Source organism: Allokutzneria multivorans (assembly GCF_039537405.1).
GTDB classification, from domain to species: domain Bacteria; phylum Actinomycetota; class Actinomycetes; order Mycobacteriales; family Pseudonocardiaceae; genus Allokutzneria; species Allokutzneria multivorans.
Genome location: NZ_BAABAL010000017.1, coordinates 466,946 through 484,848 on the forward strand (window position 1 = coordinate 466,946; position 17,903 = coordinate 484,848).

Here is a 17,903-nt window from a genome sequence, read left to right on the forward strand (position 1 = left end):
GGGATAAGTACGTCGGCGCTCACTGAAGATCAGCCTCCTCGGCGCGCGTGACCCACTGCGCGAACCGCTCGCCCTCGGCGCGCTGCTTCACGAAGTTGCGCACCACGCGCTCCACGTAGTCGCCCAGCTCGGCCGAGGTCACCTTGTGGCCGCGCAGCTTCCGCCCGAAACCGGAGTCCAGTCCGAGCCCGCCGCCGAGGTGCACCTGGAAGCCCTCGACCTGCTTGCCCTCCGCGTTCGTGACGATCTGCCCCTTGAGACCGATGTCGGCGACCTGGATGCGCGCGCAGGAGTTGGGGCAGCCGTTGATGTGGATGCTCACCGGAGTGTCCAAAGTGGACTGAACGTCGGCGAGGCGCTCCTCCAGCGTGTCCACGAGGGACAGTGCGCGTGCCTTGGTCTCCACGATGGCGAGCTTGCAGAACTCGATCCCGGTGCACGCCATGGTGGAGCGCCGCCACGGCGAGGGGTTCGGCTGCAACCCGAGCTTGGTCAGGTCCTCCGACAGGCCGGGCACGTCCTGCTCGGCGATGTCGAGCACCACGACCTTCTGCTGCGGGGTGAAGGCGATCCTCCGCGATCCGGCCCGCTCGGCGGCCTTGGCCAGCGACACCAGGGTCGAGCCGGACACCCGCCCGGCGACCGGCGCGGCGCCCACGTAGAACTTGCCGTCCTTCTGCTCGTGCACGCCGACGTGGTCGATCGGCACGGCCAGCTGCTCCGGCGCGGGGCCGTCGAGCATGGGGCGCTTGAGGTACTCGGTCTCCACGACCTCGCGGAACTTCTCCACGCCCCAGTCCTTGACCAGGAACTTGATCCGCGCGCGGTGCCGCAGCCTGCGGTAGCCGTAGTCGCGGAAGACGCTGATCAGCGCCTCCCACACGTCCGGCACCTCCTCCAGCGGGATCCACACGCCCAGCCGCTGCGCGATCATCGGGTTCGTCGAGAGCCCGCCGCCGACCCAGAGGTCGAAGCCCGGCCCGTGCTCGGGGTGCTCGACCCCGACGAAGGACACGTCGTTGACCTCGTGCGCGATGTCCTGCAAGCCGGAGATCGCCGACTTGAACTTGCGCGGGAGGTTCGAGTAGGCCGGGTCGCCGATGTAGCGGCGCACGATCTCGGTGATCGCGGGTGTGCCGTCGATGACCTCGTCGGCGGAGATCCCCGCCACCGGCGAGCCCAGCACGACGCGCGGGCTGTCGCCGCACGCCTCGGTGGTGCTCAGGCCGACCGCCTCCAGCTTCTGCCAGATCGTCGGCACGTCCTCGATGCGGATCCAGTGGTACTGGATGTTCTGCCGGTCGGTGATGTCGGCGGTGTCGCGCGCGTAGGTCTGCGAGATCTCACCGACGACGCGCAGCTGCTCCGTGGTCAGCGCGCCGCCGTCGATGCGCACGCGCAGCATGAAGTACTCGTCGTCCAGCTCTTCGGGCTCCAGCACGGCCGTCCGCCCGCCGTCGATGCCGGGCTTGCGCTGCGTGTACAGCCCGTACCAGCGAAAACGCCCTCGCAGGTCGCCCGGGTCGATCGAGTCGAAGCCGCCGTGCGCGTAGATGTTCTCGATGCGCGCGCGGACGTTGAGCGGGTTGTCGTCCTTCTTGGAGCGCTCGTTGGGGTTCAGCGGTTCGCGGTAGCCGAGCGCCCATTGCCCCTCGCCCCGGCGCTGTGCGGGGCGCCGGGATGATGTGGTGGTAGGGGGGACCATTCCGTCCGACCTCCGGGGTCTGGAGCGCAGGTGCGCGCTGGCAGAGCCCCGTCGTGACGGGTGGGAACCTCAGCCGACGCGACCGGCGCCGGCTGGATGAAGACAGACTGCGGCGCGGGTCTACAGACCGCGCCGACACAGGGAACTGGCCACGCGCAACTGATCGACGTGGCGTCGAGCCACGAGCGGCAGGCCATCCGAGGTCATGCCCCGACGATGCCACGCGTCCACGGCGTGGTCTACCGCCATCCGAATACTGAGACACTGGTGATATGCCCTCTGCACTTCCCACCGGCGATCCGGCCCCGTCAAGCGGGGAATTGCCGCCTTCCGCGCTGGAGGGCCTCGGTACCCGTCCGTTCGGCGTGTACGTCCACGTGCCGTTCTGCGCCGCGCGCTGCGGTTACTGCGACTTCAACACCTACACGCCGGGCGAGCTCGGTTCGTCAGCTTCGCCCGAGTCGTGGCTCGAAGGCTTCCGCCGAGAACTCGCGCTCGCGGCGTCGGTTCTGGGCTCGGTCCCGCCCGTTGAGACGGTCTTCGTCGGCGGTGGGACGCCTTCGCTGCTCGGTGTCGCGGGTCTCACCGAGGTCCTGGAAGGCATCCGTTCGACCTTCGGCCTCGCTCCCGGCGCGGAGGTCACCACGGAGTCCAACCCGGAGTCGACCTCGCCGGAGTTCTTCGCGGGACTGCGCGAAGCGGGCTACAACCGCATCTCGTTGGGCATGCAGTCCGCCGCCAGTCACGTGCTGAAGATCTTGGACCGCAAGCACACCGCGGGCCGCGCCGTCGCCGCCGCGCTCGAAGCGCGCTCCGTCGGCATCGAGCACGTGAACCTCGACCTCATCTACGGCACGCCGGGCGAGACCGACTCCGACCTCAAGGCGTCCCTCGAAGCCGTGCTGTCCGCCGGTGTCGACCACGTGTCCGCCTACGCGCTCATCGTGGAGGAAGGCACCGCGCTCGCCCGCCGCATCGCGCGCGGAGATCTCCCGGCTCCCGACGACGACGTGCTGGCCGACCGCTACGAGATGATCGACGACATGCTCAGCGGCGCGGGCATGCGGTGGTACGAGGTGTCCAACTGGGCTCTGCCCGGCGTCGGCGCGGAGTGCCGCCACAACCTCGGCTACTGGCTCGGCGGCGACTGGTGGGGCTTCGGCCCTGGTGCGCACAGCCACGTCGGCGGAGTCCGGTGGTGGAACGTCAAGCACCCCGCGCGCTACGCCTCCGTCCTCGCCACCGGCGCCTCGCCGGCCGCAGGCCGCGAAACCCTCACCCCCGCCGAGGCCCTGTCGGAGCGCGTCCTCCTCGAACTCCGCCTGGCCCAAGGCATGCCCCTCGCCGACCTGCCGTCCCCCTTGGCGGCCGCGCGCGCAGCCGAAGACGGCCTCCTCGCCCCGGAAGCCCTGGCCGCGGGCCACTGCGTCCTCACCCGCCAGGGCCGCCTCCTCGCGGACGCCGTGGTCCACCGCCTCCTCACCTGACCCGTTTTCGTGAACCCAATGCGGCATTTGTTTCGCCAGACGTAACCAATGCCACATTGGGTTCATCAGTCGGCGCTGATGGGGTTGAGACCGTGCGGGGGTGGTCCGGGCGACCGCATAGAATTGACGTTCACACGGCTGAGTGGCTGCCGAACGTGTTCCGGAGGTGACGTGCAGTGAACGCGGACGAGCGGCGTTTGCAGGTTCTTCGCGCCATCGTCGCGGACTACGTGTCGACACACGAACCCGTCGGCTCGAAGGCCATCGTCGACCGCCACAACCTCGGCGTCTCCAGCGCCACCGTGCGCAACGACATGGCCGCGCTGGAGGAGGAGGGCTACATCGCCCAGCCGCACACCAGCGCGGGGCGGGTGCCCACCGACAAGGGCTACCGGTTGTTCGTCGACCGGCTGCACGAGGTCAAGCCGCTGTCCTCGGCCGAGCGCAGGGCCATCCAGCACTTCCTGGAGGGCACGCTGGACCTGGACGAGGTGATGCGCCGCAGCGTGCGGTTGCTCGCCCAGCTCACCAGGCAGGTCGCGGTCGTGCAGTACCCGACGCTGACGCGCTCCACCGTGCGCCACGTCGAGGTCGTCCCGATCACGCCCGCGCGGCTGATGCTGGTGCTCATCACCGACACCGGCCGCGTCGACCAGCGCGTGGTCGAACTCGGCGACGTGACCACGGAGGCCGCGACCGCGCGCATTCGCACGGTGCTGAACTCCACGATGGTCGGCCGCAGGCTCACCGAAGCCTCCGCGCTGGTCGCCGAACTGCCCGAGGAGGCGCCGCCGGAGCTGCGCGACGCCATGCTGAGGGTCTGCACGGTGCTGATCGAGTCGCTGGTCGAGCACCCCGAGGAGCGGCTGGTGCTCGGTGGCACCGCCAACCTCACCCGCAACGTCACCGACTTCCCCGGCTCCCTGCGCGGGGTGATGGAGGCGCTCGAAGAGCAGGTCGTCGTCCTGAAGCTGCTCGCGGCCTCGCGCGACCCGTCGACCGTGACCGTGCGGATCGGCGAGGAGAACGAGGCCGAGGACCTGCGCAGCACCTCGGTGGTGTCCATCGGCTACGGCTCCCCGGGCATGATCTTCGGCGGCATGGGGGTCGTCGGGCCGACGAGGATGGACTACGCGGGAACCATGGCGTCGGTGCGAGCCGTTGCCGCATACGTGGGAGAGATCCTGGCCGGTCGTTGACCGGCTGGACGGAATGACCGGACTGGCCGTGACGCGCGCACGCGTGCCGCGGCGGGAGGATTCGCAGTGGCAAGGGACTACTACGGCACGCTCGGAGTGAGCCGGGACGCAACGCCAGAGCAGCTCAAGCGCGCCTACCGCAAGCTCGCCCGCGAGCTGCACCCCGACGTCAACCCCGAGCCGGCGGCCCAGGAGCGCTTCCGCGAGGTCAGCGCCGTCTACGAGGTGCTCTCCGACCCGGAGAAGCGCAAGCTCGTCGACCTCGGCGCCGACCCGCTGGACCCCTCGGCGGGGATGCGCGGAGCAGGCGGCGGCATGGGCGGCGACCCCTTCGGCGGGTTCGGCCTCGGCGACATCATGGACGCCTTCTTCGGCGGCGGCGGGGGCGGCGGCGGACGCGGCCCGCGCAGCCGGGTCCAGTCCGGTTCGGACGCGCTCATCCGCGTCGAGCTGACGCTGGAGGAGTGCAACAGCGGCGTCACCCGCGAGATCAGCGTGGAGACCGCGGTCCTGTGCACCACCTGCTCCGGTTCCGGCTGCGCGGGCGACTCCCGCCCGGCCACCTGCGACACCTGCTCCGGGCGCGGCGAGGTCCAGTCCGTGCAGCGCTCCTTCCTCGGCCAGGTCGTCACCGCCCGCCCCTGCCCGACCTGCCGCGGCTTCGGCGAGGTCATCCCCGACCCCTGCCAGAAGTGCGGCGGCGAGGGCCGGGTCCGCGCGCGGCGCACCATCAGCGCGAAGATCCCGCCGGGCGTCGCCGACGGCATGCGCGTGCGCCTGGCGAGCCAGGGCGAGGTCGGCCCCGGCGGCGGTCCAGCAGGCGACCTCTACGTCGAGGTCGAGGAGCTCCAGCACGAGGTCTTCACCCGCGACGGCCACAACCTGCACTGCACGATCCGCGTGCCGGTGACCGCCGCGGCGCTGGGCACCTCGATCCCGCTGGAGACCCTGGACAGCGAGGAAGAGCTGACCCTGGAGCCGGGCACGCAGCCCAACACGGAGCTGGTGCTCAGCGGCCGCGGCATGCCCCGCCTGCGGTCCTCCGGGCGCGTCGACGGCCGGGGCAACCTGCACGTGCACGTTGAGGTGGTCGTGCCGACCAAGCTCGACAGCAAGCAGGCCGACCTGCTGCGCCAGCTCGCCCAGCTGCGCGGCGAGGACCAGCCCGAGCTCGCCACCACCGGCCGCGCGCAAGGCGGTCTGTTCTCCCGGCTGCGCAGGCGTTGAGCTCCACCGCTGGCCTGCCGGTCTTCCTGGTCGACGCCCTGCCCGAAGGACCGGCCGCCGTGCTCGACGGTCCCGAGGGCAGGCACGCGGCCACCGTGCGCAGGCTGCGCGCCGGTCAGCGGCTCGTGCTCTCCGACGGCGCCGGCGGGCTCGCGGACTGCGACATCGAGCGCGTCGACGGCGACACCCTGGCGCTGTCGGTGCGCCGTGCCTGGCAGGAGCCCCCGCCGGCGCCGCGCGTCGTCCTCGCGCAGGCGTTGATCAAGGGCGACCGCGGAGAGCTGGCCGTCGAACTGGCGACCGAAGCGGGGGTCGACGCAGTCCTGCCGTGGCGCGCCTCCCGCTGCATCGCCCGCTGGGACGACGGCCCGCGCGGAGCCAAGGCGCTGGCCAAATGGCGCTCCACCGCGCGCGAAGCGGCGAAGCAGGCACGCAGGTCCCGCCTGCCCGAAGTGGGCGAACCGGTCAGCACCAAGCAGCTCGCCGCCCTCATCGGTGCCGGAGCCGGAGCGCTCGTCCTGCACGAGTCCGCCACCGCACCCCTGACGGAGATCCCGTTGCCCACCAACGGTGACCTGATCATCGTGGTCGGTCCCGAAGGCGGGATCACCGACGACGAGGTCGCCGCGTTCACCGGAGCCGGAGCGCGCGCGGTGCGACTCGGACCCACCGTGCTGCGCGCCTCGACGGCCGCCGCGGTGGCCCTCGGAGCCCTCGGAGTGCTCACCGACCGCTGGCGAACATGATCACTCTCTGCGGCCATCGGATACGAAGCCCCCGTACATAACCGAATGGGCGCATTAGGGGCTCGAACGGCCCCTATAGCTACCGGAGTATGTAGCGGACCCGCCCAGCCACGCGTTACTCTCGGTGTCCAACGGCAGCGGAGCCGCCCCGGCGACTCCCACCGTCAACGACCTCGGGTGACGGGCACCCGCAGGATCGCCGGACACCTCCCCCCTCGGTCCGGCGTCGGCTGCGTCGCGGCGGAGTAACCCCCAGGCTCCGCCGCGACGCGTCTGCTCGGCGGCTTTGCCGCCTTCGCGGGTTCCTCGTCATGTTGGGGGGCCGAGCCCCCCCAAGCCCCCACGGTGCGAGCTCCTGCTGAACCAGCGTGGTTCTTTTTCTGCTTGCGCGTGGGTCACTAACCTTTCGGGTATGAGTGGTGCTGAGGGGTGTTTGTTCTGTCGGATCGTGGCGGGGGAGATTCCGGCGAAGGTCGTGCACGAGAGCGAGAACGTGCTGGCGTTCCGGGACATCAGCCCGCAGGCGCCGACGCACGTGCTGGTGATCCCCAAGGAGCACTTCCCGCACGCGGCGGCGCTCGCGCAGGCGCGGCCGGAGGTGACCGCGGAGCTGGTGGCGGCGGCCGGGGTGATCGCGGAGCAGGAGGGAATCTCCGAGGCGGGCTACCGGTTGCTGTTCAACACAGGGGAACAGGCCGGGCAGACGGTCTTCCACGCGCACCTGCACGTGCTGGGCGGCGAATGGCTCGGCGGGCTGGTCGGCGGAGAACTGCGCTAATGCGGTGGGGACCGCTCCGCGAGGGCGGCTAGCATCACCCTGTTCCGAAAACGGCACGCACACAGGAAGCAGGCCCGAGCGGATTTGGCCGGTAGCGCACAGGACGAGGCAGCCCGTTCCACCGAACCCAGCGACGGCGCGCCACGCGAGGGCTCGCAGTCCAAGCTGACCGTCCCCGACGACGCCCTGCTGGCACTGCTGGGTTCCAGCGACGAGAACCTCCGCCTCGCGGAGGAGCTGCTCGCCGCCGACGTGCACGTCCGGGGCAACGAGATCACCCTGTCCGGCGGCGCGCAGGACGTGCTGTTCGCCGAGAAGGTCTTCACCGAACTGATCGCCATCGCCAAGGGCGGCCAGCAGGTCGGCCCCGACGCGGTCCGGCGCAGCGTCGCCATGCTCGCCACCGGCGGCAAGCAGTCACCGGCCGAGGTGCTCGGGCTCAACATCATCTCCAGGCGCGGCCGCACCATCCGGCCGAAGACCCTGAACCAGAAGCTCTACGTCGACGCCATCGACTCGCACACCGTGGTCTTCGGCATCGGCCCCGCTGGCACCGGCAAGACCTACCTGGCGATGGCCAAGGCCGTGCAGGCGTTGCAGGCCAAGCAGGTCTCCCGGATCATCCTCACCCGCCCGGCGGTCGAGGCGGGCGAGCGGTTGGGCTTCCTGCCCGGAACCCTCTACGACAAGATCGACCCGTACCTGCGCCCGCTCTACGACGCGCTGCACGACATGATCGACCCGGAGTCGATCCCCCGGCTGACCGCCGCGGGCACCATCGAGGTCGCGCCCCTGGCATACATGCGTGGCCGCACCCTGAACGACGCGTTCGTCGTCCTCGACGAGGCGCAGAACACCACGCCCGAGCAGATGAAGATGTTCCTGACCCGGCTCGGCTTCGGCTCCAAGATCGTGGTCACCGGCGACGTCACCCAGGTCGACCTGCCCGGCGGGCAGAAGAGCGGCCTGCGCGTGGTCCAGGAGATCCTCGGCAAGGTCGACGACATCCACTTCTCGCAGCTGACCAGCCAGGACGTCGTCCGGCACCGCCTGGTCGGGGACATCGTGGACGCCTACGAGCGGTGGAGCGTCACCCAGGAAGACGGTCAGCAGGACCGCGGCGGCAAGACTCGGAAGGGACGCCGGTGAGCATCGAGATCGCCAACGAGTCCGGAGTGGCGGTCGAGGAGACCTCGATCGTCGCGGCGGCGCGCTTCGCGCTGGACCGGATGAACGTCAGCCCGCTCGCGGAGCTGTCGGTGCTGCTGGTCGAACTGGACGTGATGTCCGACCTGCACGAGCGGTGGATGGACCTGCCGGGCCCCACCGACGTGATGGCCTTCCCCATGGACGAGCTGGACTCCGCGCGCCGTCCCGACGCCGCCGGGGTGGGCCCCGCGCTGCTCGGCGACATCGTGCTGTGCCCGGCCTTCGCCAAGGACCAGGCGCGCAAGGCCGGTCACGCGTTGATCGACGAGCTGCACCTGCTCACCGTGCACGGCGTGCTGCACCTGCTCGGCTACGACCACGCCGAGCCGGAGGAGGAGAAGGAGATGTTCTCGCTGCAGAACAGGATCCTCGCCGACTTCCAGGCGCACCGGGCCGACGAGCAGCGCCGCGCCGCCCAGCGCAGCGCCGACGACCGCGTGCTCGGCGCGGTCGGGCTCGACGAGGACCAGACCGGCGGCTGAACCCATGACCAGCTCCACCACGCTGATCGTGTTGGCGGTGCTGCTCGTGCTCGCCGCCGGAGCCTTCGGCGCCGCCGACGCCGCGTTCGGAACCGTGTCCAGGGCACGCGTGGACGCGCTGGTGCGGCAGGGCCGCCTCGGCGCGCGCCAGTTGTCACTGGCCATTGAGGACAGACCACGGCACATCAACCTGTTGTTGCTGCTGCGCTTGGCTTGCGAGCTGTCCGCGACGGTGCTCGTGACCGTCGTCTGCCTGCGGCACATCGACCCCGACTGGGTCGCGCTGCTCACCGCGGGCGTCAGCATGCTCGTGGTGTCCTACGTCCTCGTGGGCGTCGGCCCGCGCACCATCGGCCGCCAGCACCCCTACGCGGTCGGCATGGTCGTCGCCGCGCCGGTGCGCGTGCTCGGCACGGTGCTGGGACCGTTGAGCCGCTTGCTGATCCTGGTCGGTAACGCGATCACGCCGGGCAAGGGCTTCCGCGAGGGACCGTTCTCCTCCGAGGTCGAGCTGCGCGAACTCGTTGACATGGCGCAGGAACGCGGTGTCGTGGACGACGACGAGCGCGAGATGATCCACTCCGTCTTCGAGCTGAGCGACACCATCGCGCGCGAGGTCATGGTGCCGCGCACCGAACTGGTGTGGATCGAGCGCACCAAGACCGTGCGCCAGGCCCTCGCGCTCAGCCTGCGCACCGGTTTCTCCCGCATCCCGGTGATCGACGAGTCCGTCGACGACGTGGTCGGCGTCGTCAACATCAAGGACCTCGCGCGAGCGTCCACCGTGGACTACGAGACCGCGTGCCGCACCACCGTGGACCAGCTGATGGGGCCCGCCGAGTTCGTCCCGGACTCCAAGCGGCTGGACGAGCTGCTCAAGGAGATGCAGCTCTCCCGCAGGCACATGGCGATCCTGGTCGACGAGTACGGCGGCACCGCCGGGCTGCTGACCATCGAGGACATCATCGAGGAGATCGTCGGCGAGATCACCGACGAGCACGACGCCGACGAGCGCCCTCCCGTGGAGGAGCTGGCCGACGGCGCGGTGCGCGTCTCGTCGCGGCTCCCGGTCGAGGACCTCGGCGAACTGTTCGACGTGGAGCTGGACGCCTCCGAGGTGGAGACCGTCGGCGGTCTGATGGCCCAGCGCCTCGGCCGGGTCCCGCTGCCGGGCGCCGAGGCCGAGATCGAGGGCCTGCGGATGCGCGCGGAGGGCGGCAAGGACCACCGGGGGCGGATGCGCATCACCAGCGTCCTCGTGCACAGGGCGAACAACGGCAACGGGCGCTCCGCCGATCGCGGCGAGGAGCGGGAGGGAGTCGACAGCCATGGCTGAGCAGCGGGAGCTCGACCCCGAGGACGCCAAGATCGTCACGCTGGCCAGGTCCGCGCGGGCCCGCACCGGAGCCGCCGAGGGCGCCGCGGTCCGCGACACCGACGGCAGGACCTACTCCGCGTGCACCGTCGCGCTGCCCTCGCTGCGCCTGACCGCGCTCCAGGCCGCCGTCGCCGCCGCCGTCGCCAGCGGCGCTGAGGGCCTGGAAGCCGCTGCGGTCGTCACCTCCGCCGGCGCCGTCGACGCCGATTCCCTTGCGGCGGTGCGGGATCTAACGCGTGAGGCCACCGTGCTGCGTGCCGACGCCACCGGCGCGGTGCTCGAAGTGCTCGGCTGACTTCGGGGTGAGCTGCTGGGGGATGGCGCGTTCGGCCAGCACCTCGTCGACGTAGTCCAGCAGCAGACTCCGCTCCCGGCGCCACCGGCGCTGGAAGTGCAGGCCGATCAGGACCATGTACGCGGGCGGTAGCAACAGCCACACCAGGAACAGCGCGATCCCGGTGCCGTCGCGGGCGAGCTCGGACCAGAGCATGGTAGTGACCTTAGTCACGCAGCGGTCAGCGTCGAGCACTCCACGTGAGCGCCCGCCGATCGGGCGACCGCGTCCCGGGTGACACCCCGCGAGCGATACCCACGCACCCGCGAAGCGAACGAAAGCCACCCTCGGTCCTCCGCCCACGCACTCCGGTCGTCGCACGCAGCGCTCCGCCCCCGTGGTTCCGCAGTCTTCAAGACCACCAAACCCTCGTCCCCGGGGTCTCAAACCGCCACAAACTCCGAGCCGGACCGAGTCACCGCGACGAGCCTTTCTGGCCACAAATCCCTTGGTGTACAACAGTTTCGCATCCCGGCGACTCTTGTCTGGCACCAGTCCGATCTCGGAGCGACGCGCACCGGCCAAGAGCGGGCGAAAGCCACCCTCGCCACGACCACCTCCGCCGAGTTGTCCACATCGGACCCCGTTGTCCACAGATCCTCGACAACGCCCACCGGCCACCCCGGAACCACCGCATCCTCAAGTCATGCCGAGCAGCCGCACGGTCATCGACATCGATGGCCTCGCCACCGTCTTCCCGCACCAGGTCGCCAGGCTCAGCGCCCTGGTGGCACTGGGCATCAGCGCTCCGTCCGTCTACCGCCGCTGCCAGCCCGGCGGCCGCTGGCGCACGCTGTTCCCAGGAGTGCTCCTGCTCAGCTCCAACCCGCCCACGCGGGCGCAGCTCGTCCAGGGAGCGTTGTGCCTGGCCGGACCGGACGCGATGGTCAGCGGGCACGACGCCCTCCACCTGCACGGCGCCCACACGACGGAGGCGGGAGGGCAGCTCCACCTCCTCGTGCCGCACGGCAGACAGCTGCGCAGCGGCAAGACACTCATCGTCGAGCGCACCCGGCGTATGCCACAACCCGTGCTGCGCAAAGGATTCCTGACCGCGCCCGTGTCCAGAGCGCTGCTGGACACGTTGCGCGCCATGCGACATCCGATGGCGATGCGCACGCTGCTGAGGGAAACCGTGCTCCGCTACCACCTCAACCCGGCGGACCTGCTGTGCGAGCTGTCGCTGGGCAGCGCGCGCGGTTCTGCCTTCCCCAGGCGGTTGCTGGCCGAGCTGACCGACCCGCGCGCGGTGGAGTTCTCGCCGCGCCGGGTGGTGCAGCTCTCGGGCGTGCCGAAGCCGAGGTGGAACGTGAGCGTCCGGGACGAGGGCGGCGACATGATCGGCTGGGCCGACGCGTGGTGGGACGACGTCGGCATGGCGTGGCGGGTCGTGGAGAACAGCCTCGCCGGGCTCACCGGACCCGAACTCACCAGGACCGGAGTGGTCGTGGTGCGCACGGCGAAGAGCCACCTCCTCGGTGACGCGGCGGAGGTCGCCGAGGAGCTCCGGAGGGCCTACGCCCGAGCGGTTCGCAGACCACGACCCCGGGTGGTCGCGGCGTGACGGGCGTAGAGGGGGTGGCCTTCACCGATGCCCCCGACAGCGTGGGGGCCACCCCGTCCCTCGCAGTGCCGGAAGGGCTCCGGTCAGCAGCCGACCAGGTGCCCGGCCAGGTAGGACTCCAGCTTGTCCATGGCGACCCGCTCCTGGGTCATGGAGTCGCGCTCCCGCACGGTGACCGCGTGGTCGGTGAGGGTGTCGAAGTCCACGGTCACGCAGAACGGCGTGCCGATCTCGTCCTGGCGGCGGTAGCGCCTGCCGATGGCGCCCGCGTCGTCGAAGTCCACGTTCCAGTTCCTGCGCAGCTGCGCGGCCAGGTCGCGGGCCTTGGGCGAGAGGTCGGAGTTGCGCGAGAGCGGAAGCACAGCGGCCTTCACCGGGGCCAGGCGGCGGTCCAGGCGCAGCACCACGCGCTTGTCCACCCCGCCCTTGGCGTTGGGCGCCTCGTCCTCGGTGTAGGCCTCCAGCAGGAACGCCATCATCGGCCTGCCCACGCCCGCGGCGGGCTCGATCACGAACGGCCGGTAGCGGGAGTTCGTGGCCTGGTCGAAGTACGTCAGGTCCACACCGGAGTGGTTGGAGTGCGTGGTGAGGTCGAAGTCCGTGCGGTTGGCGATGCCCTCCAGCTCGCCCCACTCCTGCCCGGCGAAGCGGAAGCGGTACTCCAGGTCGACGGTGCGCTTGGAGTAGTGGGAGAGCTTCTCCTTGGGGTGCTCGTAGTGCCGCAGGTTGTCCTGGGCGATGCCGAGGTCGGTGTACCAGCGCGTGCGCTCGTCGATCCAGTACTGGTGCCATTCCTCGTCGGTGCCCGGCTCGACGAAGAACTCCATCTCCATCTGCTCGAACTCGCGGGTCCGGAAGATGAAGTTGCCGGGGGTGATCTCGTTGCGGAAGGACTTGCCGATCTGGCCGATGCCGAACGGCGGCTTGCGGCGCGCGGTCGTCTGCACATTGAGGAAGTTGATGAAAATGCCCTGCGCGGTCTCGGGCCGCAGGTAGTGCATGCCCTCCTCGGTCTCCACCGGGCCGAGGTGGGTGCGCAGCAGACCGTTGAACATCTTCGGCTCGGTGAACTGGCCGCGGTTGCCGCAGTTGGGGCACGGCACGTCGGAGAGGTCGCCCTCGATGAGCTGCTTGCCGGTGCGCTCCGCGTACTCCTCGCCGAGCTGGTCGGCGCGGTAGCGGCGGTGGCAGGACTGGCACTCCACCAGCGGGTCGACGAACTCGGCGACGTGGCCGGAGGCCTCCCACACCTCGCGGGGCAGGATCACCGAGGAGTCGAGGCCGACCACGTCCTCCCGGCCCTGCACCATGAACTTCCACCACTGGTGCTTGATGTTGTTCTTCAGCTCGACGCCGAGCGGGCCGTAGTCCCACGCGGACCGTGTGCCGCCGTAGATCTCGCCGCAGGGGTAGACGAAGCCACGGCGCTTGCAGAGGCTGACGACGGTCTCGATCTGATCGGCGGGCACGAACGCTCCAGGCTGGTTTGTACGAGCACTACTTCAGGAGTTCGCAAGCGTAGCGGCCCTGCTCACGGCCCCCGACACGGGATTCGGGCACGCAGGCGGTACCCGGGAGCGCCTCGCGCGCACCCGTTTTCACCCGGTCGTGCCGAGTCCGGCTTTCGATTAGACATGCAATCGTGCGCATATGAGGATTTGTCCCCTCGAGGTGATCGACACGGTCACCGGGACCAGAGGAGCGACCATGAGCGCGGCACTCGACCACCGCCCCGCGGAGACCCACCAGCACACGCACGGCCCCGGCTGCGGGCACGACGCGGTCCTGCACGGTGACCACGTCGACTACCTGCACGACGGCCACGTGCACCGCGAACACCGCACCCCGGAAGGAGTCCACTACGACGAGTGCGACACGTGCCAGTGCGCCGACTGCTCCGACAACTGCGCGGTCTGCACGTGCGCCGACTGCTCGTGCCCCACGTGCAACCACGCCACCTGCCAGTGCTCGGGTTGCTCCGACGCGTGCCAGAACTGCACGTGCGCCAACTGCTCCTGTCCCACCTGCGAGCACGCGGCCTGAGCCCTCGTTTCGTACTCATGGCGGCAAAGAGAGCGTTTCTCTTGGCTGCTGTGAGTACGGAACGGATCAGCGAGGGGTGGAGTGGGGTTGGGCGGCTTCGCCCAAGCGGACGGTGCCCGCGTCCTGGGCCAGCAGGCTGGTGTGGTCGGTGACGGCGCCGTCGGTGGCCTCGGCGAGGACCTCGTAGGCGGCGGGCTCGTCGGGCAGGGCCTCGGAGAGCAGCGGGATCACGTGCTCGCGGACCTCGAAGGGGGAGAGCGCGCGGCGGTAGGCCACCACCGACTCGAACTCCACCACGAGCACCCAGCGGTCGGCCTCATCTGTCGCCCTGGCGAGGCGGCCGGACAGGCAGCGGGGCTGCGCGGTGAGCAGCTCCAGCGCCCGGCGCGCGCGGGCGGTGAAGGTCTCGACCTCGGCATCGGTCACGGCGAAGCGGCATACCAGCAGCACGACCCCATCCTGGCAGGATGGCCGCGCGCCTCGCTCCGGTGGGCGTCGAGGACGAGGAGGGGTCATGAACCAGCGCAGGTCGTCGCGTGCTCAGCTCATTCCGGGCGAGGGGCCGCTGTCCCGGGTGCCACCGGCGGCGGCGTTCTTCGGAGTGCTGGTGCTCTTCGTCGCGGGCGTGCTGATCAAGGGCGTCATCGGTGCGGTGCTGCTCGGCGTGCTGACGCTGGGCGTGCTGGGCATGCTCGTGGCGGCGTGGTCCGCGCTGTCCGTGGTCGACCGGCTGATGCGGTTCCTGGTGTTCGCGATCATGGTCGCCGTGACGATCTCGGTACTGGGCTGAGCCGCGCGGGCCGAGCGCTGGCGAACACGATTACCGTCGTCTCCTAGAATGGCGAGTAGCCTTGCGCTCCCGGGTGCCCGTCGGCGCCCGGTCACTGCCGAAGAGCCCGCCCGAGGGCTCCGCTCGCGGGTCGAGCGCTGGCAGCGAGAACCGCTCGCGCGATCGAGCGGTGAGGGAGAGGAGCCATGTCCGCCGTGAACCAGGACCCCACGTCGCCGGCACCGCACGGCGTTGCGGACGGTCCCGTTCTCGCGCCGGTCGCGGCCGCCCCCACCGCCGAGCACGTGCACTCCCACGACCGCACGCCACCACCGCCCGCCCCGCGCCGCGACTCGAAGTCGCTGGTCGCGGCGGGTGACCTGCTGCGAGCGCTCGCGGCACCCGTGCGGATCGCCATCGTGCTGCAGCTGCGCGAGTCCGAGCGCTGCGTGCACGAGCTCGTCGACGCGCTCGGCGTGACCCAACCCCTGATCAGCCAGCATCTGCGCGTGCTGAAGTCGGCCGGTGTGGTGCACGGCGAACGGCACGGCCGCGAGGTCGTGTACCGGCTCGCCGACGAGCACCTGGCGCACATCGTGATCGACGCCGTCGCGCACGTGGAGGAAGCGTGACCATCAGCGAACGGCCGACCCCGGCGGTGCCGGGCCTGCGGGCGACCAAGCAGCGGGCGGCGGTGTCGAAGCTGCTCGACCAGCTCGACGAGTTCCGCTCCGCTCAGGAGATCCACGAGGAGCTCCGCCGACGGGGCGAGGGCATCGGCCTGACCACCGTGTACCGGACGTTGCAGAGCCTGGCCGACGCCAGCGAGATCGACGTGCTGCGCACCGGTTCCGGCGAGGCGATGTACCGCCGCTGTTCGGCGCACCACCATCACCACCTGGTGTGCCGCAGCTGCCAGCGCACCGTCGAGGTCGAGGGGCCCGCGGTCGAGCGCTGGGCGGAGAAGATCGCGGCCGAGCACGGCTTCTCCGAGGTCAGCCACACCATCGAGATCTTCGGCACCTGCGCCGACTGCACCCGCGCCTAGGGCCTGTCCTGCAGAAGGTTGCGCTGTGCGTTCCGGTCACGGTGCTGCCGGGGGTTGGAGTGTCTTCAAGACCGGCAAACCCTCTGTTGATCATCGTTGACCGCCGCAAACCCAGCGGTCTTGCGGGGCGGGCCCCGGTCACTCGTAGGGCATCTCCGGGATCGGGATCTGCTTGATGCTGGTGACGGTCAGGGACGGCGTGTAGGAGTTGGCCTGCGTCGAGGTGCCGGGCTGGATGCGGCCGGTGACCTCGACCCAGCTGTCCACGGCGTAGCCGGACACGCTCGGCTCCTCGGTCAGGCGCACGCGCACCGGCGTCGCGTCGGCGGCGCAGCAGCCCATGACCAGGCGCGCCATCAGCGTGGAACCCTTGTCGTGCACGATGAATCCGCTCATCCGGACCGTGCGGTCGTTGAGCGTGTTGGCGTCGTCCCACGCGGAGCGGGTGACGAAGTCGGTCATCGTGATCGGTACGACGTCACCCGCCGGGAGCGGGTCGAACACGGCGCCGCCGCTCTTGCGCTCGCTCTGCGCGACCGAGCGGCCGTCATTGCGGGTCACCGAGTCCGAGCCGAGCGCGGGCGGAGCGATCAGGAAGATCGCCAGCACCGGCAGCATCAGCATCCAGCTGCTGCGGCCGTGCGCGTGCCCATGACCGTCCTCGTGCGAGTGCCCTTCACCGGAAGCACCGGCGGAGGCGCGGACGTGCTGCTTCAGGTCGCGGGCGATCGCGAAGAGCGCGAGCAGCACCATGACCGCGCCGGCCGCGAGCACGAGCCACTGGAACGACGGCTTCACGTAGTTCAGGTACGCCCCGGTGAGCCCGATCTTGAGCAGCGCCCCGCCGAGCAGCACCAGCAGGATGTTCTGCGTCTCGCGCCTCATCGCACCCCTCCGAAGACCACCAGGCCCGCGCCGACCGCGCACAGGACCGCCACCACGAACGTCAGCGGGGCGAAGCGCGCCGCGAACGGGCGGCCGAACGCGCCCGCCTGCATCGCGATCAGCTTCACGTCGACCGCCGGACCCACCACGAGGAACACCAACCGGGGCAGCAGCGGCAGCATCGACAGCGACGCCACCACGAACGCGTCGGCCTCGCTGCACAGTGCCAGGACCACCGCGAGCACCGCCATCACGATCACGCCGAGCACCACCTGGCCGCCGAGCGAGGTCATCCACGAGCCCGGGACGATCACGTGCAGCGCGGCCGAGGTGACGCCGCCGAGCACCAGGAACCCACCGGCCTCGACGAGGTCGTGCCGCGCGGTCTCGGCGAAGATCGCGAACTTCGAGTCCCCCGCCTTGGGCTCGTGCCTGCGCAGCGCGCGCTCGGCGATCCACTCCGCCTTGCCCAGCCGCAGCCACAACCAGCCCATGACCACGGCGGTCAGGAACGAGCCGAGGAAGCGCGCGAGCACCATCAGCGGCTCACCGGGGAACGCGACGGCCGTGGAGACCAGCACGATCGGGTTCACCGCTGGCGCGGCCAGCAGGAACGTCAGCGCGGCCGCCGGAGCGACGCCCTGCTGCATCAGGCGACGGCTCAGCGGCACCGAGGCGCACTCGCAGCCCGGCAGCGCCATGCCCGCGAGCCCGGCGACCGGAACGGCCAGCGCGGAGTTGCCGGGCAGCGCCCTGCGCAGCGCGCTCATCGGCACGTACGCCGCGATCAGGCCGCTGAGCAGGACGCCGAACACCAGGAAAGGCAGCGCCTGCACGCACACGGCCACGAAGATCGTCGAGCCGGTGCGCAGCTCGGGCACGTTGAAGAACTGGGTCAACGGGTCGCGGAAGACCAGCGCCAGCACCAGCACCAGGCACAGCACTTCCAGCGATGACGGAACCCAGCGGCGGCGCTCAGGAGCCGCTGGCTCGGCCTCGGTGGTCGTGGGCACGGGGGACGTCACGGGGGACATGGTGCCAGGCCGAAC

Annotated in this window: 20 protein-coding genes; 14 read left to right on the forward strand and 6 right to left on the reverse strand. The window is 70.5% G+C overall.

Translation table 11 applies throughout. The features are described 5' to 3' along the window. Positions 1-19 precede the first annotated feature (19 nt). Positions 20-1,705, reverse strand: a complete 1,686-nt coding sequence (locus ABD798_RS23150; protein WP_344878203.1) for a nitrite/sulfite reductase — start codon at positions 1,703-1,705, stop codon at positions 20-22. A gap of 272 nt (positions 1,706-1,977) precedes the next feature. Between ABD798_RS23150 and hemW the strand changes: the two genes are divergently transcribed. The 9 genes from hemW to ABD798_RS23195 all read left to right on the forward strand — a co-directional run bounded on the left by hemW (position 1,978) and on the right by ABD798_RS23195 (position 10,506). Continuing rightward, on the forward strand, positions 1,978-3,192 hold the full coding sequence (gene hemW, locus ABD798_RS23155; protein ID WP_344878206.1) for a radical SAM family heme chaperone HemW: 1,215 nt from the start codon (positions 1,978-1,980) through the stop codon (positions 3,190-3,192). A gap of 176 nt (positions 3,193-3,368) precedes the next feature. Continuing rightward, a complete protein-coding gene (gene hrcA, locus ABD798_RS23160) occupies positions 3,369-4,391 on the forward strand; it encodes a heat-inducible transcriptional repressor HrcA (protein ID WP_344878209.1) in 1,023 nt (340 codons plus the stop codon). 66 nt (positions 4,392-4,457) lie between these two features. Beyond that, positions 4,458-5,618 carry a molecular chaperone DnaJ gene (dnaJ, locus tag ABD798_RS23165; protein ID WP_344878212.1) on the forward strand — a complete coding sequence of 387 codons (1,161 nt, stop codon included), beginning with the start codon at positions 4,458-4,460 and terminating at the stop codon, positions 5,616-5,618. Further along, positions 5,615-6,364 carry a 16S rRNA (uracil(1498)-N(3))-methyltransferase gene (locus tag ABD798_RS23170; protein ID WP_344878214.1) on the forward strand — a complete coding sequence of 250 codons (750 nt, stop codon included), beginning with the start codon at positions 5,615-5,617 and terminating at the stop codon, positions 6,362-6,364. Before dnaJ ends, ABD798_RS23170 begins: the two co-directional genes overlap by 4 nt. 412 nt (positions 6,365-6,776) lie before the next feature. Then, the gene (locus ABD798_RS23175) at positions 6,777-7,142 is read left to right on the forward strand and encodes a histidine triad nucleotide-binding protein (RefSeq protein ID WP_344878217.1); all 366 of its coding nucleotides are present in this window, start codon (positions 6,777-6,779) and stop codon (positions 7,140-7,142) included. Positions 7,143-7,226: 84 nt separating this feature from the next. Next, entirely contained in the window at positions 7,227-8,291 is a 1,065-nt protein-coding gene (locus tag ABD798_RS23180) for a PhoH family protein (RefSeq protein ID WP_344878220.1), read from the forward strand. Continuing rightward, positions 8,288-8,833, forward strand: coding sequence for an rRNA maturation RNase YbeY (gene ybeY, locus ABD798_RS23185; RefSeq protein ID WP_344878223.1), 546 nt, complete (start codon positions 8,288-8,290; stop codon positions 8,831-8,833). Before ABD798_RS23180 ends, ybeY begins: the two co-directional genes overlap by 4 nt. A 4-nt stretch (positions 8,834-8,837) precedes the next feature. Beyond that, positions 8,838-10,169: a hemolysin family protein gene (locus tag ABD798_RS23190; protein ID WP_344878226.1), complete on the forward strand. Its 1,332-nt coding sequence runs from the start codon at positions 8,838-8,840 to the stop codon at positions 10,167-10,169. Further along, a complete protein-coding gene (locus ABD798_RS23195) occupies positions 10,162-10,506 on the forward strand; it encodes a cytidine deaminase (protein WP_344878229.1) in 345 nt (114 codons plus the stop codon). Before ABD798_RS23190 ends, ABD798_RS23195 begins: the two co-directional genes overlap by 8 nt. On the opposite strand, the gene ABD798_RS23200 is transcribed toward ABD798_RS23195, so the two are convergent. Continuing rightward, the gene (locus tag ABD798_RS23200; RefSeq protein ID WP_344878232.1) at positions 10,441-10,701 is read right to left on the reverse strand and encodes a hypothetical protein; all 261 of its coding nucleotides are present in this window, start codon (positions 10,699-10,701) and stop codon (positions 10,441-10,443) included. The two genes, ABD798_RS23195 and ABD798_RS23200, sit on opposite strands and share 66 nt — an antisense overlap. Before the next feature lie 490 nt (positions 10,702-11,191). Between ABD798_RS23200 and ABD798_RS23205 the strand changes: the two genes are divergently transcribed. Further along, positions 11,192-12,109: a hypothetical protein gene (locus ABD798_RS23205; RefSeq protein WP_344878234.1), complete on the forward strand. Its 918-nt coding sequence runs from the start codon at positions 11,192-11,194 to the stop codon at positions 12,107-12,109. Positions 12,110-12,192: 83 nt separating this feature from the next. On the opposite strand, the gene ABD798_RS23210 is transcribed toward ABD798_RS23205, so the two are convergent. After that, positions 12,193-13,578 (reverse strand): glycine--tRNA ligase, encoded by a 1,386-nt coding sequence (locus tag ABD798_RS23210; protein ID WP_344878236.1) that lies wholly within the window; start codon positions 13,576-13,578, stop codon positions 12,193-12,195. A gap of 238 nt (positions 13,579-13,816) precedes the next feature. On the opposite strand from ABD798_RS23210, the gene ABD798_RS23215 reads away from it, so the two are divergent. Further along, positions 13,817-14,152: a hypothetical protein gene (locus tag ABD798_RS23215; protein WP_086825695.1), complete on the forward strand. Its 336-nt coding sequence runs from the start codon at positions 13,817-13,819 to the stop codon at positions 14,150-14,152. 66 nt (positions 14,153-14,218) lie between these two features. On the opposite strand, the gene ABD798_RS23220 is transcribed toward ABD798_RS23215, so the two are convergent. Continuing rightward, positions 14,219-14,602 (reverse strand): antibiotic biosynthesis monooxygenase, encoded by a 384-nt coding sequence (locus ABD798_RS23220; protein WP_344878242.1) that lies wholly within the window; start codon positions 14,600-14,602, stop codon positions 14,219-14,221. Positions 14,603-14,666: 64 nt separating this feature from the next. On the opposite strand from ABD798_RS23220, the gene ABD798_RS23225 reads away from it, so the two are divergent. The 3 genes from ABD798_RS23225 (at position 14,667) to ABD798_RS23235 (ending at position 15,969) form a co-directional block, all read left to right on the forward strand. Next, the gene (locus ABD798_RS23225; RefSeq protein WP_344878245.1) at positions 14,667-14,942 is read left to right on the forward strand and encodes a hypothetical protein; all 276 of its coding nucleotides are present in this window, start codon (positions 14,667-14,669) and stop codon (positions 14,940-14,942) included. Positions 14,943-15,127: 185 nt separating this feature from the next. Then, positions 15,128-15,553 (forward strand): ArsR/SmtB family transcription factor, encoded by a 426-nt coding sequence (locus tag ABD798_RS23230; RefSeq protein WP_344878247.1) that lies wholly within the window; start codon positions 15,128-15,130, stop codon positions 15,551-15,553. Continuing rightward, positions 15,550-15,969 carry a Fur family transcriptional regulator gene (locus tag ABD798_RS23235; protein WP_344878250.1) on the forward strand — a complete coding sequence of 140 codons (420 nt, stop codon included), beginning with the start codon at positions 15,550-15,552 and terminating at the stop codon, positions 15,967-15,969. Before ABD798_RS23230 ends, ABD798_RS23235 begins: the two co-directional genes overlap by 4 nt. Positions 15,970-16,107: 138 nt before the next feature. On the opposite strand, the gene ABD798_RS23240 is transcribed toward ABD798_RS23235, so the two are convergent. Continuing rightward, positions 16,108-16,854, reverse strand: a complete 747-nt coding sequence (locus ABD798_RS23240) for a TIGR03943 family putative permease subunit (RefSeq protein WP_344878253.1) — start codon at positions 16,852-16,854, stop codon at positions 16,108-16,110. Further along, the gene (locus ABD798_RS23245; RefSeq protein ID WP_344878256.1) at positions 16,851-17,888 is read right to left on the reverse strand and encodes a permease; all 1,038 of its coding nucleotides are present in this window, start codon (positions 17,886-17,888) and stop codon (positions 16,851-16,853) included. The genes ABD798_RS23240 and ABD798_RS23245 overlap by 4 nt, the downstream gene beginning before the upstream one ends. Positions 17,889-17,903: the final 15 nt, after the last annotated feature.

Bases quoted from the DNA above. Each gene is read 5' to 3' on its own strand.
- ABD798_RS23225 (WP_344878245.1), top strand. From the start codon at position 14,667: ATGAACCAGCGCAGGTCGTCGCGTGCTCAGCTCATTCCGGGCGAGGGG.
- ABD798_RS23175 (WP_344878217.1), top strand. From the start codon at position 6,777: ATGAGTGGTGCTGAGGGGTGTTTGTTCTGTCGGATCGTGGCGGGGGAG.
- ABD798_RS23200 (WP_344878232.1), bottom strand. From the start codon at position 10,701: ATGCTCTGGTCCGAGCTCGCCCGCGACGGCACCGGGATCGCGCTGTTC.
- ABD798_RS23215 (WP_086825695.1), top strand. From the start codon at position 13,817: ATGAGCGCGGCACTCGACCACCGCCCCGCGGAGACCCACCAGCACACG.
- hemW (WP_344878206.1), top strand. From the start codon at position 1,978: ATGCCCTCTGCACTTCCCACCGGCGATCCGGCCCCGTCAAGCGGGGAA.
- ABD798_RS23205 (WP_344878234.1), top strand. From the start codon at position 11,192: ATGCCGAGCAGCCGCACGGTCATCGACATCGATGGCCTCGCCACCGTC.
- ABD798_RS23240 (WP_344878253.1), bottom strand. From the start codon at position 16,854: ATGAGGCGCGAGACGCAGAACATCCTGCTGGTGCTGCTCGGCGGGGCG.
- ABD798_RS23195 (WP_344878229.1), top strand. From the start codon at position 10,162: ATGGCTGAGCAGCGGGAGCTCGACCCCGAGGACGCCAAGATCGTCACG.
- ABD798_RS23245 (WP_344878256.1), bottom strand. From the start codon at position 17,888: ATGTCCCCCGTGACGTCCCCCGTGCCCACGACCACCGAGGCCGAGCCA.
- ABD798_RS23190 (WP_344878226.1), top strand. From the start codon at position 8,838: ATGACCAGCTCCACCACGCTGATCGTGTTGGCGGTGCTGCTCGTGCTC.
- ABD798_RS23230 (WP_344878247.1), top strand. From the start codon at position 15,128: ATGTCCGCCGTGAACCAGGACCCCACGTCGCCGGCACCGCACGGCGTT.
- ABD798_RS23150 (WP_344878203.1), bottom strand. From the start codon at position 1,705: ATGGTCCCCCCTACCACCACATCATCCCGGCGCCCCGCACAGCGCCGG.